General features: G+C 67.9%; 14 protein-coding genes and 1 pseudogene. 7 read left to right on the forward strand and 8 right to left on the reverse strand.

Annotated features, from left to right (window positions below; genetic code table 11):
- Positions 1-25 precede the first annotated feature (25 nt).
- Complete coding sequence (locus ABW137_RS04180) at positions 26-613, reverse strand: Rv1733c family protein (protein WP_526397187.1); 588 nt, start codon at positions 611-613, stop codon at positions 26-28.
- Positions 614-969: 356 nt separating this feature from the next.
- Here ABW137_RS04180 and ABW137_RS04185 point away from each other — a divergent pair, with 356 nt between their 5' ends.
- Positions 970-1,836: a universal stress protein gene (locus ABW137_RS04185; protein WP_526397189.1), complete on the forward strand. Its 867-nt coding sequence runs from the start codon at positions 970-972 to the stop codon at positions 1,834-1,836.
- 67 nt (positions 1,837-1,903) lie between these two features.
- On the opposite strand, the gene ABW137_RS04190 is transcribed toward ABW137_RS04185, so the two are convergent.
- The 5 genes and pseudogenes from ABW137_RS04190 to ABW137_RS04210 form a co-directional block, all read right to left on the reverse strand.
- A complete protein-coding gene (locus tag ABW137_RS04190; RefSeq protein ID WP_526397191.1) occupies positions 1,904-2,794 on the reverse strand; it encodes a universal stress protein in 891 nt (296 codons plus the stop codon).
- A gap of 117 nt (positions 2,795-2,911) precedes the next feature.
- Entirely contained in the window at positions 2,912-3,904 is a 993-nt protein-coding gene (locus tag ABW137_RS04195; protein ID WP_526397193.1) for an Acg family FMN-binding oxidoreductase, read from the reverse strand.
- Between the two features lie 116 nt (positions 3,905-4,020).
- Positions 4,021-4,926 (reverse strand): universal stress protein, encoded by a 906-nt coding sequence (locus tag ABW137_RS04200; RefSeq protein WP_526397195.1) that lies wholly within the window; start codon positions 4,924-4,926, stop codon positions 4,021-4,023.
- Positions 4,927-5,170: 244 nt separating this feature from the next.
- Positions 5,171-5,356, reverse strand: a pseudogene (locus ABW137_RS04205) (alcohol dehydrogenase catalytic domain-containing protein); the annotation flags it as partial.
- Between the two features lie 48 nt (positions 5,357-5,404).
- Positions 5,405-6,931 carry a bifunctional aminoglycoside phosphotransferase/ATP-binding protein gene (locus ABW137_RS04210; RefSeq protein WP_526397197.1) on the reverse strand — a complete coding sequence of 509 codons (1,527 nt, stop codon included), beginning with the start codon at positions 6,929-6,931 and terminating at the stop codon, positions 5,405-5,407.
- A 150-nt stretch (positions 6,932-7,081) separates the two neighbouring features.
- Between ABW137_RS04210 and ABW137_RS04215 the strand changes: the two genes are divergently transcribed.
- From ABW137_RS04215 to ABW137_RS04235, 5 genes are all read left to right on the forward strand, one after another.
- Positions 7,082-8,083 (forward strand): Acg family FMN-binding oxidoreductase, encoded by a 1,002-nt coding sequence (locus ABW137_RS04215; RefSeq protein WP_526397199.1) that lies wholly within the window; start codon positions 7,082-7,084, stop codon positions 8,081-8,083.
- A gap of 195 nt (positions 8,084-8,278) precedes the next feature.
- Complete coding sequence (locus tag ABW137_RS04220; RefSeq protein WP_526397209.1) at positions 8,279-9,925, forward strand: sensor histidine kinase; 1,647 nt, start codon at positions 8,279-8,281, stop codon at positions 9,923-9,925.
- Between the two features lie 255 nt (positions 9,926-10,180).
- Positions 10,181-10,990, forward strand: a complete 810-nt coding sequence (locus tag ABW137_RS04225; protein WP_526397201.1) for a universal stress protein — start codon at positions 10,181-10,183, stop codon at positions 10,988-10,990.
- The gene (locus tag ABW137_RS04230) at positions 10,983-12,332 is read left to right on the forward strand and encodes an acyltransferase family protein (RefSeq protein WP_526397203.1); all 1,350 of its coding nucleotides are present in this window, start codon (positions 10,983-10,985) and stop codon (positions 12,330-12,332) included. The genes ABW137_RS04225 and ABW137_RS04230 overlap by 8 nt, the downstream gene beginning before the upstream one ends.
- A gap of 14 nt (positions 12,333-12,346) precedes the next feature.
- On the forward strand, positions 12,347-13,351 hold the full coding sequence (locus ABW137_RS04235) for a zinc-binding alcohol dehydrogenase family protein (protein ID WP_526397211.1): 1,005 nt from the start codon (positions 12,347-12,349) through the stop codon (positions 13,349-13,351).
- A gap of 29 nt (positions 13,352-13,380) precedes the next feature.
- On the opposite strand, the gene mgtA is transcribed toward ABW137_RS04235, so the two are convergent.
- A complete protein-coding gene (gene mgtA, locus ABW137_RS04240; RefSeq protein ID WP_526397205.1) occupies positions 13,381-16,008 on the reverse strand; it encodes a magnesium-translocating P-type ATPase in 2,628 nt (875 codons plus the stop codon).
- A gap of 301 nt (positions 16,009-16,309) precedes the next feature.
- On the opposite strand from mgtA, the gene ABW137_RS04245 reads away from it, so the two are divergent.
- Positions 16,310-17,962 (forward strand): SulP family inorganic anion transporter, encoded by a 1,653-nt coding sequence (locus ABW137_RS04245; RefSeq protein WP_526397213.1) that lies wholly within the window; start codon positions 16,310-16,312, stop codon positions 17,960-17,962.
- A 78-nt stretch (positions 17,963-18,040) separates the two neighbouring features.
- Here the strand turns inward: ABW137_RS04245 and ABW137_RS04250 are convergent.
- Positions 18,041-18,500, reverse strand: a 460-nt coding sequence (locus ABW137_RS04250; RefSeq protein ID WP_526397207.1) for a zinc-binding dehydrogenase, incomplete at its 5' end; no start/stop codon positions are given.

Here is an 18,500-nt window from a genome sequence, read left to right on the forward strand (position 1 = left end):
TCGCGGCGCGGCGTTCAGGCCCGCGTCACGAATTGCGCGTGGCCCAACCACCGTCATTGTCGGCGAGGGCACGAAGACCCCGATCCCACGCGTGATAGCGAAGTCGGTCGAGCACTCGTCGGAACGCCGTCAAGGCGGCCGCGCCCGCAGCCACCGTGACGAGCCAGACGATGGCTCCGGCACCAATCGCGTCGGTGCGGGCGTCGGCATCCGTTCGCGGCGGAGTCGTGACCTGGCCTGCGTCGTTCACCCAGATGGGGATGTGCTCCCCAGCGACGACGGCGCGGTCGATGCGGACCACCTTGTCGCGAGTCTCATTGCCTGCGAACCACTGCACCTGGACCTGGTAGGCCGATCCCACCCCGCGGGTGGCGGTCTGGCTGGCGTTCACGGCGACGGCTTGGACCGTGTGCCGGGTGGCCGCCTCTGCGGCAAACGCGGCCGAGTTGGTGGTGTAGACGTCGCGCGCGAATCCCGCCACCGGGTGAATGCCAACGAGCACCAGCACGATGACGGCAAGGGCCGTCCACGCCTCGACCCGGTCGACGGTGCGGACGACGCGACCGCGTCTCAGCGCACCGAGCAACCACCACCGCCGCGGGTGCGTGATCATCGCGGATCGGCCGTCGACCGAGGACCAATTGTTACGAGCATGTTTCCATGGTGGACCGTGGTCTCGCCGTTCTCCAAGCCGGTCCAAGGCGACGTCGATCACAGACGCCACCGGTCACCGCCGCCGGGAGTCGGTCACTCACCCAACCTGAGCGGGACTTCTCTCGAACAGCAGCCCCAACGACCGTGGGCGGCGTCGAGCTCCTGGACAAATGTTCACGCTGAGTTCACCCGACCGTCAGCAGGTGGCACGCCCATCGCGGTGACCAACGACCGCAGCGCGGGGACCTTCGGCCCTGCCAGCGCGATTCGCCGAGCCATAGCGTGAAGGGCATTGATCGACCGGAAGCAGGCATCATGCGCGACACGATCCCCACGTCACCATCAGTCGTCGTCGGCATCGACGGTTCCCGCCTAGCGCTGACCTCCGCACTGTGGGCAGTTCAGGAAGCGGTCTCTCGGGACGTCCCCCTGCGCCTGGTGTCGGTGATCGAACCCCGTTGTGAATCCGACGACATCGAGTACGTGGAAAACGCCCTGGCCGCCGCCGAGACCGCAGTCCGACGAGTGGTCACCCTGGTCGAATCGACCGACCAACCGGTCAAGGTCGAAGTGGAGATCCTGCACGGCCGACCCACCGATCTACTCCTGCAGGCCAGCCGAGGAGCGGCAATGCTGTGCATCGGCGCCGTCGGCACCGCAGGCGCCAGGTCGGGTCACATCGGATCCACCGCGGTATCGCTGGCTACCAGGGCGCACTGTCCGGTCGCGATCATCCGCGGGTCCCTCCCGACGCCCACCTCCGCGAAATCGGTCGTCGTGGAACTCGACGCGTCGCAGAACGACGACGCCGTATTGCAACTCGGGATTGACGAGGCCCTACTGCGCAACGCGCCACTGGTCGCCATCTCCGTCTGGCAGGCGGACGTCACCGATGTTCACGACAATCACGCGGTCGCCGAACAGAACCGGCGAGTCAGGGCCATGGTGAACCGGCGGCTGGCGTGCACTCGGCGCCGCCATCCCGAGCTCGAGGTGGAGCCAGTCGCCGTCCACGGCAGCTTGCTGAACTACCTGTCTCGGCACGCGCGGTCGATCCAGCTGGTGCTGGTTGGCGGCCGCCGCGCTCACGGCATCGCCGAGATGATCGGGCCACCCAGCTACGCGGCCTTGCACGGCACCGACTGCTCGGTGCTGGTCTGCGACCAGCACGGGACACTGTGACGTCGGCACCGCCTGGGAGCTAAGCCTGGGAGGTAAGCCTGGGAGCTAAGCCGCGCATGCCAGATGGTCAGGCCTGCCGAGCCACGATGACCGGCATCCGGGCAGCTTGCACTACCGCCGAGCTCACCGACCCAAGCAGCATGCCTGCGAAGCCGCCGCGGCCATGGCTACCCACGATGGTCAGCTGCGCACCCTCTGAAGCGTTGACCAGTTGCTCGGCGGGATCACCGTCGACCAGACGCTGCTCGATCTCCACGTCGGGATAGTGCTCCCGCCATCCGGCCAGCCGCTCCGCCAGCGCTTCCCTGCCGGCCCCCAACTGGCGGTCCCAGTCGATCCCCGTCCAGGCGTGCAGTTCGTCGTCGAACCAGCCATGCATGGCGATCAGCCCGACTCCACGCCGGGATGCTTCGTCGAACGCCATCGCTGTCGCGAGCTCAGAAGCCGGTGAGCCGTCGATGCCGACCAGCACCGGGGCCTGTGCAGGATGGTCCATCAACGGGTCCTCGTCGTGGATCACCGCGACCGGGCAGTGCGCATGGTGAATCAGGCCGGAGCTGACCGAACCCAACAGACGGCGTCTCAGTGCGCCGCGACCACGGCAGCCGACGACCATCATCGCCGCGTCCTTCGACAGGTCCACCAGGGTGGGGATCGGGGTCCCTGGGCACGACACTTCGTCCACGGCAATCGGGGCGACGTCGAAGATGGCCCGGTCGGCGACCAGGCGAGCCTCGCCGAGGATCTCGCGGCCGTTCTGCGCCCGCCACTCCAGCAAGCCCGCGGACGACACGGGCTCTGGCCACAGGCCCACCGTGGGTTGAGAAAGCACGTGGACCAGGGTCAGCGGAACGCGACGCAGCGCGGCGTCGCGTGCGGCCCAGTCGGTGGCCACCAAGCTCGACGGCGAGCCGTCGACGGCGACGATGATGCCCCCGTCCCCCAACGCAATGGACATGTCAGACTCCTTTCGTTGCCTTCGTATTTGGGCTCTCCGTCTTTGGGCCCTGTGTAGTTCAGACCTGGAGCGGCCAACCACCACGGAGGGCCCAAATACGGAGGGTCCAAGGCGAACTCACTCCCAACGCGTCCCATCCAGCCGGGTGACGACTTCACCGAGTGGGCGCCGCGGCGTCGACGGCAACGGGTCGGCGTTGACGGGTGCCCAGCCGACTCGCACCAGCATCTGCGGGAATTCGGCACCATCGAAGGCGTCCTCTCGAATGGTGCTGCGCGTCTCGCCGAACTCCAACACCTCGGTGACGGGACAACTCGCCATTCCCAGGGACGTGGCGGTGAGCAATACCAAACTGGTCGCCTCACCGGTGCGCAACCGGGCCAGGTCGTCGTCGTCGGCCGTGCCGAGCGCCAACAGCACACCATGATCTTCGGCGGGCTCGAGCGTGGCGTGTTGTGCCAGCGAGGTACCGGCGAACAGCCGGCCAGGCACGGGGGACTCGGGATTGGATTCCGGGGTATTGCGGGCAGGAACGCCGGCAGTGCCGCCGTATCGGCCGCTCCACATCGTCAGTTCCGCCAGATACTCCGGATCGGTGACATGCCGCCACACCGCGTGCTCCAGGGTGGCCCGCAGCTTCGGCGACGGATCGAGTCTTCGCATCACGATGCCCGCCCTGGCGGCGCGCATGCCCATCAACGCCACGTCGCCGTGGGAAACGGGCCACGCACTGAAGTAACGCCGGTCGGTGCGCCGCCGCGGGATCGCTGCCGCCAGTGCGATGTCCACCTGGCTGGGGACGAGGGGTTGCACCTCGATGGAGGCCAGGTGCGTGGGCTCGGCAGGGTCGGGAAATCGACGCACCTTGCTCTGCCATCCCAGCGCGGCCAGCGCGACCACGCCGTGATTGAGTGCCGCCCCGCAACTCACCATCGCCTCGCGCCCATCGGGATCGGTGCGCTCGAGGTGCAGCGCCGGCTCGGAGTAAATGTGCAGACTGGCTGCGCCGACCCTCCACTTCCACGGTTGGACGTTGTGGACAGACGGTGCTCGCGTCGCGAGGGCCAGCGCCGCACGCAGCGTCGCCGGGTCGGGAAAGTGCGTGTTCATCCGACGGTTACCTCCACGGGTCTTGGCCTCAAACTTGACTATTCACGATCGCTGACGCCCGGACGAGGGTAAGAAGTCACTTCTCGGAAGGCCCCAATCAGTTGCCCGCAGGCCTGTCAGTCCTGGTAAGCGGGATCGTGTTCCTCGAACGGACACAGGACGACCGGCACCCGACAATGGTGCAGAAGGTTCAAGCTGGTCGATCCGAACAGGCCGCGAGCCAACGGATGCCGACGGCGGCTTCCAACCACGACGAGCTGAGCGCACTCACCGTGCAGGGCCAAAGCGTGGCTCGCCTTGGCGGACTCGCCGATCTGCGCCGTAACGTTCACCGAGGGGTGGTTCGTGCGCTGAGCGCCGATGAGCTCGTCGATGCGCTGGGACTGCCGCTGGGTGTCGGCGTCCGCGTCGACTACGGCCGGCCGGTGAAACTGCGCGTACCCCTTCAACTTCCAGGAATGGACGACCCACAACGGAACGTCGAGTCCTTCGGCGAGTTCGAATGCGAGGTGCAGCGCGCCACCATCGCGGCCCGATCCGTCGACGCCTGCCACGATCGGCTGCGTAGACGGAGCGATGGCCCCACCACGCCAGGCCACCACGGGACAGCTGGCGTGAGCCAGTGCCCTGAGTGTCGTCGATCCGACCAGGAGCGCACCCGTCGCAGTGACGTCCTCGCAGCCCAGAACCACCAGCCGCGCCGAGCGACTCGCCGTGCCGAGCGCCTCGTCGGCTGGTTCGGCGAGCGACGCCGTCGTCACCTGGACGCCGGGATGGTCGGCGCGAACTACGTCGGCGGCCGCCTCCAGGTAGCGGTCGGCCCACGTCCGATGCTCCTCGATGGCGGCGACTCGCACCGCCACGGCGATGTCGGACGGGTTGTAGCCCAAGGCTGGCATTGCCGTGATCACGCGCAGCGGTACGCCGAGGCGGTCGGCGATGGCGCAGGCCCATCGGGCCGCATCCAGAGCACCACGGGAGCCGTCAACGCCGACGACGACCGGCGCAGCGTCGCTAGCCATGACGGGAGCCGCCGTGCGATTCGTCTACCCGCCGGACACGTCGACCGCTTGGATGACGGGCCATCGACTCGAGGAGCAACCGCCGATCGGTGACCGTCACGTCACGCGTACCGTCATATGCCAATTTCATCTTGCGCTCCAATGCTTCTGACGTCGAACTCATTTCGCGGTGAGCAGCACCTGTCTCCCCGGCGCGCGCGAACACGTCGTAGGCGTCCTCGAAGTCGTCGAGGTGGAATCGGTGGGCTTCGTGGCCCAAGATCCGGCCCGGCTCGACCTCGGGCCCGTCACCTTTGAGAATGTGCAAATCGGTGCCGCAGATCGTGACGGCGTCGACGCGGACGACGGCGTCGGTGGGCTGCTGCACGACGGGGTCGGGAACGTCGTCCCAGGAACGCCTGCCAGGACCGTGGTAGACCAGCGCCTTCATGAAACCCCCTTCTTCTCGTTTGTGTTGGTGTGGCGAAGTTTCGGCCGGTCAGTAGGCCAGACAGCACACTTCCCTGGCCTCGGCGACCGAGTCGCCAAGCGGGCGGCCGGTATCGATCGGGTGCGCCTCAGTCCAGATGTGTTGACCGCCGGCGATGGCCGCGGCGATCGCTGGGGTCGCCTCGGACGTCGAGCGGGCTCGTTGCCCGATGCGTTCGACGGCCTGCCCGAGCGGCAGGGTGCACGCCAATTCCACGGTTGGACAGCTAATTTCGTTGGCCATGCGACGAGCATCGGCTCGGTGAGATGGGTCACGCCAGGTGCCGTCGAGGATGACCGACCGGCCGCAGGCCAGCAGTGTGCGGGCCCGGTGCAGCATCGCGGTGTAGACCGCCTCGACGTTGGCCGGGCTGTAGCGGCCACTGTCCAGGTGGCCGGGGTCCCCACCGAGTTGGCCATCGGTGACCATGTCGTGGCGCACGTCGTCGCTGGAGATCACTTCTGCACTCAGTCGCTCACCGAGCGCGCGTGCCAACGTGGTCTTGCCGCTACCCGGACCGCCGCCCACCAGGATGAGGCGCACGGTGCCCTCGCGGAGATGGCGTAGGGCCAACTCGAGGTGTCGTCGGGCGTCGTTTGCGCGCTCGCGCTCACCCTGCTCGGACCGGATCAGGTCCACCTTCGCGCGGACGACCGCCCAGTAGGCGACGAACAAGTGCGCCAACGCCTCAGGCGCGGTGTCGTCGGCCCCGAGCCGGTACTCGTCGAGGAAGAACTCAGCGAGGTCGGGACGGCCGAGGAACTCCAGGTCCATGGCCAGGAAGGCCGCGTCGTCCAGGCCGTCGACGCACCGCAGCGCGTCGTCGAAGTCCAAGCAGTCCAATAGAACCGGGCCCGTGGGAAGGCAGAACACGTCTTCGGCGATCAAGTCGCCATGGCCGTCGACGATCCGGTGCGCGGCGATGCGCTCGGCGAACAGGGTGGTGCGACCGTCGATGAACTGCGTGACCAGGCGTTCGACGTCGTCCAGTCGGTCTGCGGCCAGTTCCGTTCCGGCCCATCGCCGCAGTTCGGTCAGATTCTCCGACCAACGGCCTCGGACGGCCGAGACCTCGCCCTGGATGTCGATCGACGCCGACCGGGCGGCGGTGGCATGAAAGTCCGCAAGGCGCTTCGCGATTGCGGTCAAGTGAGCATTGACGGGTTCGCCACGTCGCACCATCGTCGCGAGCCGCGCCACGTCCGGGTACCGCTTCATCACGACGACGGGCTCGGGCTCCATGCCAACCAGGCCACTCAGGTGAGCGACACCGAGGTAGCCATCCTCGGCCAGCCGCCGGTTGAGCCGAACCTCCCGTTCGCAGGCTTCCTCCCGCAGTCGCACGGTGGTGAAATCGAGGAAGTCGGTGGCCACCGGCTTCTTGACCTTGTACGCGCGGTCACCCACCAAGACGACGATGCCCGTGTGGGTTTCGCGAACTTCGGGGGCCCCGGCTGGGCTTGGCGCACCGCGTTGCGCGGCGGCAGTGGCGCCCCGTCCGCTCTTGCCCATCGATGGGGCTGGAGCTGAGTTCATGACGCCATCGTCCCGCGCTGACGAGCCAGGGACAGCGGTCCTCAGACCCCGGTTGGTGTGCCCCGAGTCCTCGACCGTCAGGGCCGTATGGCCCTGGTGTCCGGAACCTTGCAGGTGACATGGTCACCGTAGCGAACGAAAGGGACCGACATGCCCAAACCAGTGGTGCCGAGCGGAGTCATCGCCGATGCCGTGCACCTCGCCTGCCGCGCACCGTCATTCCACAACAGTCAACCGTGGCGATTCGTCGCGTGCGGCAACGGGGTCTTGCACCTGTACGGGGACCACGACCGTCTCGTCGACACCGACTCCTCGGGGAGACAGGCACTGCTGAGCTGCGGCGCGGTGCTCGATCACCTCAAGGTCGCGATGGCGGCGACCGGTTGGGCGGCCAACGTCGACCACTACCCGAATCCGAATGACATCACTCACCTGGCCTCGATCGACTTCCAACCGATGTCATACGTCACCGAGGCGCATCGCCGACGAGCCAACGCAATCCTGTTGCGGCGCACCGACCGCTTGCCCTTCGCCGCCCCTGTCGACTGGGACGAGTTCGGGCCCATGCTGCGTAACGCCGTCCCCGACGATCTGGCGTTCGTGGACGTGCTGCCCGACAGCGCACGAGCCCAGCTGGCCGAGGCCTCGCAGTTGACCGAAGCATTTCGTTTGTACGACTCGTCGTATCACGCCGAACTGGATTGGTGGACAGCACCATTCAAGACCGGCGACGGCATCCCACCCAGCGCTCTGGTCTCCGCGGCCGAGAGCGACCGCGTCGACATCGGACGCAGCTTCCCCGTCACGAGCCAACCCGAACGCCGACCGCAGGTGACTGAGGATCACTCGAAGGTCGTGGCACTCTCGGCGCTGGGTGACAGCCGCAAGGACATCCTGACGTGCGGCGAAGCCCTCTCGGCGGCATTGCTGGAGGCGACCATGGCCGGAATGGCCACCTGCCCGCTGACGCACGTGACCGAGGTCGCGGCCAGCCGCGACATCGTCGCCGAGCTGACCGGTCACCGCCTGCCCCAAGTGTTGATCCGGGTGGGCACGGTCCCAGCCTTGGACGCGACCCCGCCGCCCACCCCTCGCCGGCCCCTCGGCGAGGTCCTCACCTGGGCGCCGTCAGTGGCGGAGGCGTCGCGCTGAACCAGCACGGGTGCCCCGAAAGGCGGTGATCCGGACGGAGACGTAGCCCGAGGCCACGCAACACGCGGCCAGATCATGATCGGGGCTAGGATTCACTGGACTCCCCAGAGCCAGAGAGTGGAGGTCTCTTGCGTGGGCATCGATGACGATGACTCGGCATTCTCGGCTCTGGGGCGGGGTGGACCCATCGGCGACATGCACGCGCAACTCGACGAATTGCGCGCTTCGCGCGACCAAATGGAACGACTGCTGCGGGTGATCGTTGGCTTGACCACCGACCTCGATCTGGACGCGACGCTTGACCGCATCGTGACCGCGGCGATGGAGTTGACCGGAGCGCGTTATGGCGCTCTTGGCGTGCGCGCCCCCGACGGCAAGCTGTTGTCGTTTCTGCACTCCGGCATGAAGCGCGACACCGCCGAGCGGATCGGCCATCTCCCCGTCGGCAACGGTGTCCTCGGAGTCTTGCTCGATCACCCCGAGCCCTTGCGACTGGACGATCTGGGCTCGCATCCGGCGGCGGTGGGATTCCCCGAGCACCACCCGCCCATGGGAGCCTTTCTCGGTGTGCCAATCACCATCCGGCAGCAGACCTTTGGCAGTCTGTACCTGACCGAGCCGACCGCCCGCAAGGCGTTCACCGAAGCCGACGAAGTCGCCGCGCGCGCGTTGGCCTCCGCTGCCGCGGTCGCGATCGACAATGCCCGGCTCTTCGACCGCGTCGTGGTCACTGCCAAGTGGATGGAGGCCAGTCGCACGGTCACCACGGCCCTGGCATCCGGAGACGGCCCGGTCGGAAAGCCCCTGCTGATGATTGCCGAGCGCGTGTGCGAACTCACGCAAGCCGAGCAGGCCATCGTTCTGGTCCCGAGCGACCCCGACCTACCCGCCGAAGAGGTCGACACCCTGGAGGTCTCCGCCGCGGTGGGCCTGCTGGCCGACGAGGTGCTCGGCCAGCAGGTACCGGTCGAGGGATCGACGACGGGCGGCGTGTTCCGCTCGGGCCTGCCGGTGATCACCGAATCGTTTCGCCATTCCATCCAGGCCTTCACCGACGTCGGTCCACGGCCGGCCATCGTGATGCCACTGCGCGCCCAGCAGTCCGTTCTCGGAGTGCTGGCCGTGGCTCGCAGCCGTGACGACGCACCGTTCGACTCGAGTTACCTCGAGCTGGTCAGTGACTTCGCCGACCACGCGGCGGTCGCACTCAAGCTGGCCGAGAGTCGGCAGCAGGCGCGGGAACTCACGTTGATCGTCGATCGTGAGCGCATCGCCCACGATTTGCACGACCACGTGATCCAGCGACTGTTCGCGGCCGGGATGGATCTACAGGGCACGATCGCCCGCACCCGGTCGACCGAGATCACCGACCGCCTCAACAGGACGGTCAACGACCTGCAGGCCACCATCGACGAGATCCGCGGCAGGATCTTCGCCCTACGGGCACCGGCCTCCGATACCGGCTTTCGCCAAAAGCTGCAGGAATCCATCGCCAGACTGACCGAGAACCGTGAGATCGAGACGACGGTGCGTCTGTCCGGACCGTTGAGCGCCGTCGGGGCCGACGTCGTCGAGCAGGCCATGCCCGTCGTCATCGAGGCCTTGAGCAACGCGATTCGACACTCCGGCGCCAAGCACCTCACGATCGGAGTCGACGTCACCGACGAGCTGACCATCGACGTCGTCGACGACGGCCGGGGCATCGATCCCTCCAATGCGCGCCGCAGCGGGCTGGCCAACATGCGGCGCCGAGCCGAACTCGTCGGCGGCAGTTGCGAGGTCGCCGATGCACCCGGCGGCGGGACCCGCGTGCGCTGGAGCGCTCCCATCGTCGGGTCGTGACGTCAGATCCGCCAACGCCGCGCCGCCGGCCTCGATCTCGGGCCGCCATCGAGTCACGGTTCCCGCCGCAGCGCCTGGCAGCAAGTGCCAAAGGACCTCTCCCCCACGCGCTTCCCCCAATGAGGGCCTTCAGGCCCCGAGTAGCGAGGGCTTAGGTCCCATGGTCCGAGGCCCGAAGGCGGCGTCGTGCGGCACCGATCGACGCATACCGTCGATGCGGACGAAGAAATCTGAGCGTCAGAACTGAGGCACGAGATGCAACACGGGGATTCGGGCTCGTCGGTCGTCGTCGGCGTCGACGGTTCCCCGTCGTCCGTGCACGCCGCCGAATGGGCCATCGACGAGGCCGTCAGCCGAGACGTCCCGCTGCGACTGATTCACGTCATCCAGTCCACGTCGGCCGACGTCGGCCGAGAGCGGGAGGAAGGCGAGCTGGCACTGCAGGCCGCCCATTCCGCGATCACGCGCCATGGTCGCAAGGTGAAGGTCGAGACCGAGATCATGCGTGGGCACGTCGCGGCGACCTTGGTGGCCGAGTCGGTGGGCGCGGCCATGATCTGCCTTGGGTCGGCGGGCAGCGACCTCGAAGCGGCCAAGTTCGCTGGCACGACCGCCACCGCGGTGGCCAGGGCGGCACTGACTTCGGTAGCAATCGTCCGACGCCGCAACGACACCGAGCAACCACCCGACGGCAACGTCGCCATCGTCGTCGACGACCCGTTGGACTTGGCGACCGTTGTCGACGCGGGATTGGCCGAAGCGGCGCTGCGGCACGCCGGGCTCGTGGTGCTCAACCTGACGTCGGCGCGGCTCCGCGAGCTCGCGCCCGAAGACGTCGACCGGCGGCTGGCCGAGGCCTTGGGCCGTCACCCAGAACTATCCGTCCGAATCCTCATGGCTCCCGACGACGTCGCAACCGTCCTCGCCACACCCGACGAACCGGTGCAACTCACGGTCGTCGGCAACGCCGGCGGGCTCGCCGCCGAAGGCCTGGTCGGCCCGTACGGCCGCTTCGTGCTTCGTGGCACCGAGTGCTCGGTGCTGCTAGTGCACCGCCATGACTGACGCCCGGATCGATCCGTCACACCACGAGTCGTCGGCAGACCTGTACCGGGTCGTCGCCGTGCTCGTCGTGGTCGTCGGCCACTGGCTTCTGGCGGCCGTCACCTTTCACGGCGGACGTTTCGGCTACGACGAAGTGCTTGCCGAGTTGCCATGGACGCAATGGCTGACGTGGCTGTTCCAGGTCGTGCCGGTGTTCTTCGTGGTCGCCGGCTACGCGAACGCGGCGTCGTGGACGCGCCGACACGCAGCCGCACGCCCACTGCGAGATTGGCTGCGGCACCGAGTCGCCGGGATCGTCGGGCCGACGACGGCCTATGTGGCGGTCCCGGTGGTCGCGGTGGCCGTGGCAGGCTGGCTCGGAATCGACGGCTCACGGCTGGCCATGCCGATGTGGGTGGTCGCGCTGCACCTGTGGTTCCTGCCCGTCTATCTCGGTGTGGTGTCGTTGACTCCGGTGGCCGTCGCCGCGCAGCAGAGGTGGGGGTTGAAGGTGCCCGCCGCGTTCGTGGTCGCGGTGGCGGCCGTCGATGCGCTCACCTTGGGCCTCCACGTCCCGGCGCTCGGGTGGATCAACTACGCACTCTGCTGGGGTGCGATCTACCAGTTCGGTGTCGCCTGGCACGGCGGGGCGCTCGCTGGCCGTCGGGCCTTGACGTTGGCGGCGGGATCGGCGGTAGTGCTGGCAACGGTGATCCCGCTGAATCTCTATCCGGTGAGCATGATCGGCGTTGCGGGCCAGACGATCCAGAACACCTCGCCCCCTACGGTGGCACTGCTGGCCCTGGCCGGAGTGCAGGCCGGGCTGCTGCTGGCGGCCGCGCCCACGGTGACGGCCTGGCTACAGCGCGTGCGCTGGCGCCACGTCCTGGTCGTCGCCAACGAGAATGCGATGGCGCTCTATCTGTGGCACATGGTGCCGGTCGTAGTGGTCGCACTGGTCTGCTACCCGAGCGGGACGGTGCCACAGCCCGCCCTGGGGACCGGTGCCTGGTGGCTGTGGCGGCTGGTGTGGGTGGCCGTGCTATCGGTGGTGACCGCGACGGAGCTGTACCTGTTGTGGCTGGGTCGCGCTGCGTTCGCGCGGCCCGTTCCCGCTGTCCGGGTGGGACTTCCGATTGGGTGCTCGCAACCGGTGCTGGTGGTGGGTGGCGCGGCAGTCGCATACTCGTTGTGGCAATTGGCCGCCAACGGGTTCGCCCCCGGTGGGCACCTACCCGTCGCGGTCGTCGCGATCTACCTCGCCGGTGTGGTGCTGGTCAGCCTGAACCCGATCGGCGCCAGCCGCCATGGGCGAGAATTCGATGCCGTACCGGCCACGCCGTCGAAGGAAGGATCGTCATGACCGCGCAGGACACCATGAACGCCTGGGTGGTCGCCGAACCCGGTGCCATCGAGTCCGGCCCACTGCGCTACGAACGCAAGCCCGTCCCCCGACCCGCGCCTGGGGAGCTACTGGTCCTGGTCGACGCCTGCGGCGTATGCCGAACCGACCTGCACGTGAGCGAGGGCGATCTACTTCCTCATCGTCGACGAGTCACCCCCGGCCATGAAATCGTGGCCACCGTCGTAGGTCTCGGAGCCGACGTGACCGGTCACTCGGTCGGTGACCGCGTGGGTGTCGCCTGGCTACGCACCACCTGCGGCACGTGCCCCTACTGTCTCCGCGGGGCGGAGAACCTCTGCCCGAACTCGCGTTACACCGGCTGGGATGACGACGGTGGTTACGCCGAATACTGCACCGTCCCAGCCGACTTCGCCTATCGGTTGCCGACCGGATATGACGACGCCGAACTCGCGCCGCTGTTGTGCGCGGGCATCATCGGTTACCGCGCCCTGCAACGCGTCGCCCTGCCCCGGGGCGGCAGACTCGGCATCTACGGCTTCGGCGGCAGCGCACACCTGACGGCGCAGATCGCCCTCGCTCAGGGCGCCACCGTTCACGTGATGACCCGCGGCGAACAGGCCCAACGGTTGGCGCTCGACCTCGGCGTCGCGTCGGTCACCGGGGCCTACGACGCGCCGCCCGAACCCCTCGACGGTGCCATCCTCTTCGCACCGGTCGGCGAGCTGGTCCCCGTAGCCCTGCGCGCCCTCGACCGCGGCGGCATCCTCTCCATCGCAGGCATTCACCTCAGCGACGTGCCTGTGCTCAACTACGAACGAGACCTGTTCTACGAACGCGAGATTCGCAGTGTCACCGCCAATACCCGGGCCGATGGGCAGGCCTTTCTCCGCTTCGCCGGCGAGCACCACCTCCAGGTGCGGACCCACGAATATCCCCTGGAGCGTGCCCAACAGGCGCTCGCCGACCTGAAGGCGGGACGCTTCGACGGCGCCGCGGTACTGCGCAACGTGACCTGATGGGCGTCGGGAGGGGCGACGGCCACGCCTCATCCCGCATGGCTGAATCGCGCGGCGCGCCGGTGGATTCGGTGCTCGAGACCGCGGGTGCGCGGTCCTCGCGCGTGCGATGACTCGGCGTAGAACACGCGCTTGGTCACCTCGACGAGCACCAGATAGAGCAAGGCCATCACCAAGAGGGCGGCGAAGAACAACAGCGGCAACGGAGTGAACCCCAGCGCAGGCCCCAGCGGCGACAGCGTCAAGGCCACGCCGACGCCGATCACCGTGAACGTCGCGACCATCAGCACCTTGCCCGGTCTGCTGCGGTAGAACGGGATGCGGCGGGTGCGGATCGCGAAGATGATCAGTGTCTGCGTGGCAAGGGATTCGACGAACCAACCGGTACGAAACTCGACCGGACCCGCGTGCAGGACACCCAGCATCAGGCCGAAGGTGAGGAAGTCGAACAGCGAGCTGATCGGTCCGAACGTCAGCATGAACCGTCGGATGAACGCGATGTCCCAGTGCGCGGGGGCGAGCAGCTGTTCCTCGTCGACGCGGTCGGTCGGGATCGCGAGCTGAGAGCTGTCGTAGAGCAGGTTGTTCAGAAGGATCTGGCTCGGCAGCATCGGCAGGAAGCTCAGGACCGCCGAGGCCGCCGCGGCGCTGAACATGTTGCCGAAGTTGCTCGACGTCCCCATCAGGACGTACTTGATGGTATTGGCGAAGATGCGGCGGCCCTCGGCGACCCCGGTGGCCAACACGCCGAGATCCTTCTCCAACAACACGACGTCGGCGGCGTCCTTCGCGACGTCGGTGGCGGTGTCCACCGAGATTCCGACGTCGGCGGCGTGCAGCGCAAGCGCGTCGTTGACACCGTCGCCGAGGAAACCCACCGAACGGCCGGCCCGACGAGCCGAGGTGATCAGCCTCGCCTTGTGTTCCGGGGAGATCCTGGCGAAGATCGTGCAGTTGCGCACCCGATCGTCGAACGCACGGTCGTCGAGCCGGTCCAGCTCGGCCCCGGTGACGGTGCCCTTGCTGATCAATCCCAGTTCCGCGCAGACCCGTTCGGCGACGCGGGGATTGTCTCCGGTGGCGACCTTGACCTCGATCCCCAGTCCCGCCAGCCGCGCCAACGACTCCCTGGCGGCGGTCTTCGGTTCGTCGGCGAAGACCAGGAACCCGTCCAGGGTCAGCTCGGCCTCGTCTTCGGCCTCGATGCTCGACGAGCGGGGGGCGGGCTTGCTGGCCACGGCCACCACGCGCCGACCGTCGGCGAAGAGCGCGTCCAGTGTCGAACCCGCGATACCGGAAACCCCAACGCATTTGGCGAGCACCTGCTCGGGTGCCCCCTTGACGATCAACACCCGTTGGTCGTCGTCGCCTACCAGCGCGGAAGCCGCTCGCCGGGTGTGATCGAACGGTCGCGTCGCGATGAGCGGGAGATCCCCCTTCGCGAGATCGCGGGCGCGCGGGGCTTCCCACATCGCGGCGTCCAGGGCGTTGCTCGATCCTCCGCCCGTGGCGGGATCGACCGCGGTCGCCAAGAGTCCCAGCCGAAGGACCCGGTCGGCCGATACCCCGTCGGGGTCCACCGCGTCGACCAAGGTGATGTGCCCGTCGGTCAACGTGCCGGTCTTATCGGTGATCAGCACGTCGATGTCGCCTAGGTCCTCGATGCACACCAGGCGCTTGACCAAGACCTTGAGCTTGGCGAGCCGTCCCGCTCCCGTCGCCAGGCTGGTGCTGACCACGGCAGGCAACAGTTGAGGAGTGACGCCGACCGCGATCGCCAGGGCGAACAGCAACGAGTCGATGATCGGGCGTTGCAGGAGCAGATTGCTGATCAGGATGACCGCCGTCAGCGTCATCGCGACCCACAGCAACAGGTAGGAGAAGTGCCGCAGCCCCTCCTGAAAGGCGGTCTGCGGCTGGCGAGTCCCTAGCCCCGCCGCGATCCGACCGAACTGGGCGTCCGGTCCAGTCGCGTAGACCACCCCGGATCCCTCGCCTGCACTCACGATGGTGCCCATGAAGGCCAGGTCATTCGAATCGGCGAGCGCGACACCGGGTTTGGTCGCCACGGACCATTTCTCGGCTGCGCTGGACTCGCCGGTGAGGATGCTCTCGTCGCACTCAAGTCCCGATACGTCGATCAGACGCACGTCGGCGGGAACGACCTCGCCCAATGCCAGCCGGATCACGTCTCCTGGCACCAACTCGGTCACGTCGACCGCCGTGTACCGCCCGTCCCTGCGCGCCGTGGCGGTGTGGCGGAGAGACGAATGTAGTTGCGCTGCCGTGCGTTCGGCCCGGTACTCGTTGAAGAATCCCAACCCGATGCTGACCACCAGGATCACTCCGATGATGATCGCCTGCGTGCTGTCGCCCAGGAAGTACGACAGTACGGCTGTGCCCGCCAACAGAATCAGCACGGCGCTGCGCAGTTGCCGCCCGAGAACGGACAGCGCACTGACCCGGTGGGTGCGGACGGCATTGGGCCCGTGGCTCGCTAGGCGCGCGGCAGCCTCCGCACTGGTCAGCCCGGCCTTCGTGCCGTTCGTCCAGGCCAGTACCTCGTCGACGGATGCGCACGACGCCCGCTCGGCGGTGCCTGCGTCGGAGGGGGTGGGCGGGGCCGGTGCCAGCGGGCCGACGGGTGCGCGATTCACGACGCTGCCGTCATGTCTTCACCCCTTCGAGGATGGGGCGCGCAGAATCGTGTCTCCGTGCGCAGTGTGTGCCTCACGGTAGGGTCTCCGGCACCTCGCCGGGGAGGGGCCGTTGGTCACTTCATGGAAGGCCATGGGGCACCGGCCAGCTGGCACGACGCCCATGGTGCCGGGATCGAGGACCTTTGACTCCAGCGATGAGGCTCGCGGATCCGTAGCGTGCGCGGTGCACGCTCGCGACAAGCCCGGCCTGGGAGCCGACGCCGCCGGTCGGGCCGACGGTGAGGAGAAGAACACGACGATGATCGACACGGTGATCGCCAGGGTCGCCCTCCTGCTACCGCGCCGCGCCGACTACGCCTCGCTACCTCGATCGTGGCGCCGCGACGTGCTGGCTGGTGTCACGGTCGGCGTGGTCGCCCTTCCGCTCGCGCTGGCCTTCGGCATCAGCTCGGGGGTGGGAGCGGCGGCGGGGCTCATCACGGCCGTGGTTGCGGGGCTGGTGGCAGCCGTTTTCGGCGGTTCCCACGTCCAGGTGTCCGGCCCGACAGGGGCGATGGCGGTGGTTCTCGCCCCCATCGTCGCCCAGCACGGGCTCGGCAGCATCGCGCTGGTCACCGTGCTGGCCGGGGTCCTGGTGGTCGCCGTCGGGGTTTCTGGTTGGGGACGGGCCGTGACCTTCCTACCCTGGCCGGTGATCGAGGGGTTCACGTTGGGGATCGCTGCGATCATCTTCCTTCAACAGATTCCGAACGCCGTGGGCACGCCTGCGCCTGCCGGTCGGCGGACCCTTCCGGCCGCCCTTGACGTACTCGTTCAGGTGTTCGGGGGCGGCGACTGGACCTCGGCCATGGAAACCGTTGGCGTGGTGGCCTTCGTCGCGGTGATGATGGTCGCGCTACCGCGAATCCACCGTGGGATCCCGGCATCGCTGATCGCCGTCATCGCCGCCACCGTGGTGGTCCGTGCGTTCAACCTGCCGGTGCCGACCATCGGTGAGTTGCCGTCCAGCCTTCCCGCGCCTGCGCTGCCCACCATCGACGTCGGCGCGCTGCGCACCCTGATCGGCGCCGCCGTAGCGATCGCGGCGCTGTCGGCGATCGAATCACTGTTGTCGGCACGGGTGGCTGCCACCATGTCCCCCACCGGCTCCTACGACCCCGATCGAGAACTGCTCGGGCAGGGCCTGGCGTCGATCGCGTCCGGCGCCTTCGGCGGCATGCCCGCCACCGGTGCCATCGCCCGGACCGCAGTCAACGTGCGATCGGGCGCTCGCACCAGGGTGTCGGCGATCGTGCATTCGCTGGTGCTGCTCGCCGTGGTGTATCTGGCGACCGGACCCGTCGCAGCGATTCCGTTGTCCGCGCTGGCCGGTGTGCTGATGGTCACGTCGTTCCGGATGATCTCCGCCTCCACGGTCGGTCAGCTGCTGCGGTCGACGCGTTCGGACGCCTTGATCTTCGTGATGACCGCCGTCGTCACCGTGTGCTTCGACCTCATCGAGGCAGTGGAGATCGGGATCGTCGTCGCGGCGCTGTTCGCGTTGCGCAGCATCGCGCGGCGTAGCAGCGTGGTACGCGAGGAGTTACCGGGCCCGCATCGACCTGGCGACGAGCAGATCGCATTGCTGCGCCTGGACGGGGCGATGTTCTTCGGTGTGGCCGAACGCATCTCGACTGCGATCGTCGACGCCGAGCATCCGCACGTGACCGTGGTGATCATCCGAATGTCCCAGCTCGGAATGCTCGATGCCACCGGCGCGCACACCCTGACGGAGATCACTGCCGAACTCGAATCCCGGGGCATCACGGTGATCATCAAGGGCGTGCAGCCCGAACACTTCAACCTGCTGGCCAACGTCGGGGTGTTTGATTCGCTGCGCCACGAAAACCATCTGATGGACACTCTGGACGAAGCGATCCTCCACGCCCGTTCACATGTCCTGGCTCCCTGATCGCGCCAACGTGCGCGCCCACCCCGGCGAAGTGAGTGGGCGCGCAGGCGATGGCAGGGTTGAAATGACGGGGTTCAATCAGTCCTGCCGGTAGTCGATGACGACGCGACCGTCGATCTGACCGCGTGCCATCCGCTCGAACACCTCGTTGACATCGTCGAGCCGCGTCGGGGTCACCGTCGGGTGGATCAAGCCGCGCGCGTAGAAGTCCAGCGCTTCGGTCATGTCCTGGCGGGTGCCGACGATGGACCCGCGGATGGTCAGGCCCTTGAGCACGACCTCGAAGATCGGCGCCGGGAAGTCGCCCGGCGGCAGGCCGACGAACACGATGGTGCCGCCGCGGCGGGCCATCCCGATCGCCTGCCCGAACGCGGCCCGGTGCACCGCGGTGACCAGCACGCCGTGGGTGCCGCCGGTCTGCTCCTGCACGGCGGCGATCGCGTCCTGCTCGGCGGCGTTCACCACGATCTCGGCACCGTGCTTGCTGGCCAGCGCGAGCTTGTCCGGCGCGATGTCGACCGCCACGACCCGCATCCCC

Origin of the sequence: Mycobacterium sp. (genome assembly GCF_040509115.1) — a bacterium.
Classification (GTDB): Bacteria; Actinomycetota; Actinomycetes; order Mycobacteriales; family Mycobacteriaceae; genus Mycobacterium.

Excerpts from the sequence above, each read along its gene's own strand:
- ABW137_RS04220 (WP_526397209.1), top strand. The coding sequence starts at position 8,279 with ATGCACGCGCAACTCGACGAATTGCGCGCTTCGCGCGACCAAATGGAA.
- ABW137_RS04200 (WP_526397195.1), bottom strand. The coding sequence starts at position 4,926 with ATGGCTAGCGACGCTGCGCCGGTCGTCGTCGGCGTTGACGGCTCCCGT.
- ABW137_RS04245 (WP_526397213.1), top strand. The coding sequence starts at position 16,310 with ATGATCGACACGGTGATCGCCAGGGTCGCCCTCCTGCTACCGCGCCGC.
- ABW137_RS04230 (WP_526397203.1), top strand. The coding sequence starts at position 10,983 with ATGACTGACGCCCGGATCGATCCGTCACACCACGAGTCGTCGGCAGAC.
- ABW137_RS04210 (WP_526397197.1), bottom strand. The coding sequence starts at position 6,931 with ATGAACTCAGCTCCAGCCCCATCGATGGGCAAGAGCGGACGGGGCGCC.
- ABW137_RS04190 (WP_526397191.1), bottom strand. The coding sequence starts at position 2,794 with ATGTCCATTGCGTTGGGGGACGGGGGCATCATCGTCGCCGTCGACGGC.
- ABW137_RS04235 (WP_526397211.1), top strand. The coding sequence starts at position 12,347 with ATGAACGCCTGGGTGGTCGCCGAACCCGGTGCCATCGAGTCCGGCCCA.
- ABW137_RS04225 (WP_526397201.1), top strand. The coding sequence starts at position 10,181 with ATGCAACACGGGGATTCGGGCTCGTCGGTCGTCGTCGGCGTCGACGGT.
- ABW137_RS04185 (WP_526397189.1), top strand. The coding sequence starts at position 970 with ATGCGCGACACGATCCCCACGTCACCATCAGTCGTCGTCGGCATCGAC.
- ABW137_RS04180 (WP_526397187.1), bottom strand. The coding sequence starts at position 613 with ATGATCACGCACCCGCGGCGGTGGTGGTTGCTCGGTGCGCTGAGACGC.
- ABW137_RS04195 (WP_526397193.1), bottom strand. The coding sequence starts at position 3,904 with ATGAACACGCACTTTCCCGACCCGGCGACGCTGCGTGCGGCGCTGGCC.
- ABW137_RS04215 (WP_526397199.1), top strand. The coding sequence starts at position 7,082 with ATGCCCAAACCAGTGGTGCCGAGCGGAGTCATCGCCGATGCCGTGCAC.